Origin of the sequence: Tepidimonas sp. (assembly GCF_029335975.1) — a bacterium.
In the GTDB taxonomy this organism is placed as follows: domain Bacteria; phylum Pseudomonadota; class Gammaproteobacteria; order Burkholderiales; family Burkholderiaceae_C; genus Tepidimonas.
Window position 1 is genome coordinate 1 of record NZ_JARJMT020000191.1, and the last position, 3251, is coordinate 3251.

The window sequence follows — 3251 nt, forward strand, 5'->3', positions numbered from 1 at the left end:
GCCCGCTGCCGTGAACACGGCGCGCGCTTGGGGCTGACCGTCGAGACAGCGCAAAGCAACCACGAGGGGGTATTGATCGACCACCTGCACGCCTGGGGTGCGCTGCATCGCGCAGGTCAGGCCATTGGCGTGGTGTTCAACCCCGGCGCCTACACCCACACCTCGATCGCCCTGCACGACGCCATCAAGGGTGTCGCGCCCATGCCCGTAATCGAAGTCCACCTCTCCAATGTACACGCCCGCGAGGCCTTTCGGCACCACTCGTGGATTGCGCCAGTGGCCGCGGGCAGCATCATCGGCTTCGGGCCAGAGGGTTATCGGCTCGCGCTCGATGCGCTGGCCCGCCGCGCTGCCGCAGGGCTGAGCACGAAGCCATAACGCACCGGCAGCTCCGCCGCCCGACAGGGGCGCGGAGCCCAGCGGCCCGACTCCACCGCCTCCGCCGCCAGGTGCATGTCCTGTGTGTGGACCACGCCCAGGCCCATTTCCCCCGCCAGATACAAACGCCCAGCCTCGTCCAGCCAAGCGTCACCCACCTGCACCGGCAGCCCCGTGTGGCTGAACACCCCGCCGTCAGGCGCCAGACGCCAGACCCAGGGCGTGAGCTCCAGCTCCACATACACCCGCTGCGGCCCGTTCTGAAAAAACCACTGCCCCTGCCCATCCACCCCGTAGTTGCGGCCAATGAAGGCGATCAGTTTGTCGTGGCGCAACGCTGTGCCCCGGCTGGCTGGGGTAGCCCCCTCTCCGGCAAACGGGCCGGCGGCTTGCGCTTGCTCATCCCGCATCCACCAGCGCCCGCGCGCATCCAGCCCCAGCCAGCCATAACAATCGGGAACATTCGGCCACTTGGCCATCGCCGCTTTGACGATATCGTCCATGTCGGGTCCTCTGTGTGCGGTGCGATGGCGATTGTGTCACCGCCCGGACCAGCCCGCCGCCTCGGCTAGCCACGGTATCACCCGCCGTGGCAGCGCCGCCGCGTCGCCGCGCCAATCCCACGGTGCGCGCGGCTGCGCAAAGCCCACATGCCCGCCCTGCAAGGGTTGCCACAGCTGGACACAGGGCCCCGCCTCCGCCGTGGTCGGCAAACTCGTCCAGGGCACAAAGGGATCATTGCGCGCATTGAGCACCAGGGTCGGCACCCGTACCGCACGCAGATGGGGGCGGCTCGATGCGCGCTGCCAATAATCCTGCACACCGCGAAAACCGTGCAGCGGCGCCGTAAAGGCATCGTCAAAGTCGCGCAGCGTCCGTGCCGCCCATGCCCGCTCCAAATCGAACAGGCCGGGAAAGCGCAACCATTTTTCGCGCGCTTTGTGCCGCATGGTGCGCAAAAACATCCGCGCATACAGCACGCGGTTGAGGCCGCGGTCGATCGCAGCCCCTGCCGCCGCCAGGTCCAGCGGCGCGGAGATGCTTGCTGCCGCCCGAACGAGCGCAGCTGCGCCCGCGCCAGCCTCCTGCAACCAGCGCAGCAGCGCATTGCCGCCGAGCGACACCCCCACCGCAACACGGGGCCAGCCGGGCCAGCGCTGGGCCGCGCGGTTCAACATCCAAGCAATTTCTTCGAAATCGCCAGCGTGGTAGGCCCGCGGCGCACGGTTGGGCTCGCCCGAACATCCGCGAAAATGCGGCACGGCGATCGCCCAGCCGCGCCGCAGTGCCTCGGCGGCAAAGGTCTGCGCATAGTGGCTGGCGGAGGACCCTTCCAGACCGTGAAACAGCACCAGCATCGACGCTGCATGCGGCGGGGCAATGTGGTCAACGTCGATGAAGTCTGCGTCCGGTGTGATCCAGCGCTCTCTTTGCCAGCACAGCGCTGCACTCAGCCCGCGCCGCGCCCACAGCGCCGCACCGATGGTCTGCCAATGCCCGCTGCGCTGCCAGCGGGGGACACCCGGCCACCCATGCTCATCCACACCAGGGGCCAAGGGGTATGTTCAGCGCTTTTGGCGGAATTTGCGCAAGGCAGCAATCTGGGCCGCCATGATGGCCAGCTCTGACTGTGCCTTGGCCAGGTCCACTTCGCTCTTGGCGTTCTTGAGCGCTTCTTCAGCCGCTTTGCGCGCTTCGGTGGCCTTGGCTTCGTCGAGGTCCTTGCCGCGGATGGCGGTGTCGGACAGCACCGTCACCACCTTGGGCTGCACCTCGAGGATGCCGCCCGCGACGAACACGAACTCCTCCTGACCATCGGCCTTCTCGATGCGGACGGCTCCGGGCTTGATGCGGGTAATCAAGGGCACGTGGCCGGGCAAAACGCCCAGCTCACCCGCTTCGCCCGGCAGGGCCACGAACTTGGCGGGGCCGCTGAAGATGGACTCCTCGGCGCTCACCACCTCCACTTGAATGGTACTCATCTCAGATCTCCTTTGCGCAGCGCGGGCGATGGGGGGCCGCCGAGCCGGCCGTGCCAAGCCGCCGGGGGCACCCCCTCCGGGGGGCGGTGCCGCCGGCGCTTCGGGGGGCAGGCATCAGCCAGCCAGCTTCTTGGCCTTCTCGAAGGCGTCGTCGATCGTGCCGACCATGTAAAACGCCTGCTCGGGCAGATGGTCGCACTCGCCGTTGACGATCATCTTGAAGCCGCGAATAGTCTCGGCCAAGGGCACATACTTGCCCGGCGCGCCGGTGAACACCTCGGCCACGTGGAAGGGCTGCGACAGGAAGCGCTGGATCTTGCGTGCGCGCGCCACGGCCAGCTTGTCCTCGGGCGACAGTTCGTCCATACCCAGAATCGCGATGATGTCGCGCAGCTCCTTGTAGCGCTGCAACACCGCTTGCACCGCGCGGGTGGTGTTGTAGTGCTCCTCCCCCACGATGTTGGGGTCGACCTGGCGGCTGGTCGAGTCCAGCGGATCCACCGCCGGATAGATGCCCAGCGCGGCGATGTCGCGCGACAGCACGACGGTGGCATCCAAGTGGGCAAAGGTGGTGGCCGGCGACGGGTCGGTCAGGTCGTCCGCGGGCACGTACACGGCTTGAATGGAGGTGATCGAGCCCACCGTGGTGGAGGTGATACGCTCTTTCAGGCGGCCCATTTCCTCGGCCAGCGTCGGCTGGTAGCCCACTGCCGAAGGCATAAGGCCCAACAGCGCGGACCCTTCGGTACAGGCCAAGGTATAGCGGTAGATGTTGTCCACAAAGAACAGCACGTCACGGCCTTCATCGCGGAATGACTCGGCGATCGTCAGGCCGGTCAGCGCCACGCGCAGGCGGTTGCCCGGCGGCTCGTTCATCTGGCCGTACACCAT

5 protein-coding genes are annotated in these 3251 nt (G+C 67.2%); 1 reads left to right on the forward strand and 4 read right to left on the reverse strand.

Annotated elements, in window-relative coordinates; all coding sequences use genetic code 11:
• Positions 1 to 378 (forward strand): type II 3-dehydroquinate dehydratase (locus P3W97_RS10725; RefSeq protein WP_300846593.1); only part of this gene is annotated, 378 nt, incomplete at its 5' end.
• Here the strand turns inward: P3W97_RS10725 and P3W97_RS10730 are convergent.
• The 4 genes from P3W97_RS10730 to atpD form a co-directional block, all read right to left on the reverse strand.
• The gene (locus P3W97_RS10730; RefSeq protein WP_300846595.1) at positions 315 to 881 is read right to left on the reverse strand and encodes a DUF2946 family protein; all 567 of its coding nucleotides are present in this window, start codon (positions 879 to 881) and stop codon (positions 315 to 317) included. The genes P3W97_RS10725 and P3W97_RS10730 overlap by 64 nt on opposite strands.
• Before the next feature lie 36 nt (positions 882 to 917).
• The gene (locus tag P3W97_RS10735; RefSeq protein WP_300846597.1) at positions 918 to 1922 is read right to left on the reverse strand and encodes an alpha/beta fold hydrolase; all 1005 of its coding nucleotides are present in this window, start codon (positions 1920 to 1922) and stop codon (positions 918 to 920) included.
• Between the two features lie 21 nt (positions 1923 to 1943).
• Positions 1944 to 2360, reverse strand: coding sequence for a F0F1 ATP synthase subunit epsilon (locus P3W97_RS10740; RefSeq protein WP_300846599.1), 417 nt, complete (start codon positions 2358 to 2360; stop codon positions 1944 to 1946).
• A gap of 114 nt (positions 2361 to 2474) precedes the next feature.
• Positions 2475 to 3251, reverse strand: a 777-nt coding sequence (gene atpD, locus P3W97_RS10745) for a F0F1 ATP synthase subunit beta (RefSeq protein ID WP_300846601.1), incomplete at its 5' end; no start/stop codon positions are given.

Coding starts and splice junctions, on each gene's coding strand:
- P3W97_RS10730 (WP_300846595.1), bottom strand. CDS start 881: ATGGACGATATCGTCAAAGCGGCGATGGCCAAGTGGCCGAATGTTCCC.
- P3W97_RS10740 (WP_300846599.1), bottom strand. CDS start 2,360: ATGAGTACCATTCAAGTGGAGGTGGTGAGCGCCGAGGAGTCCATCTTC.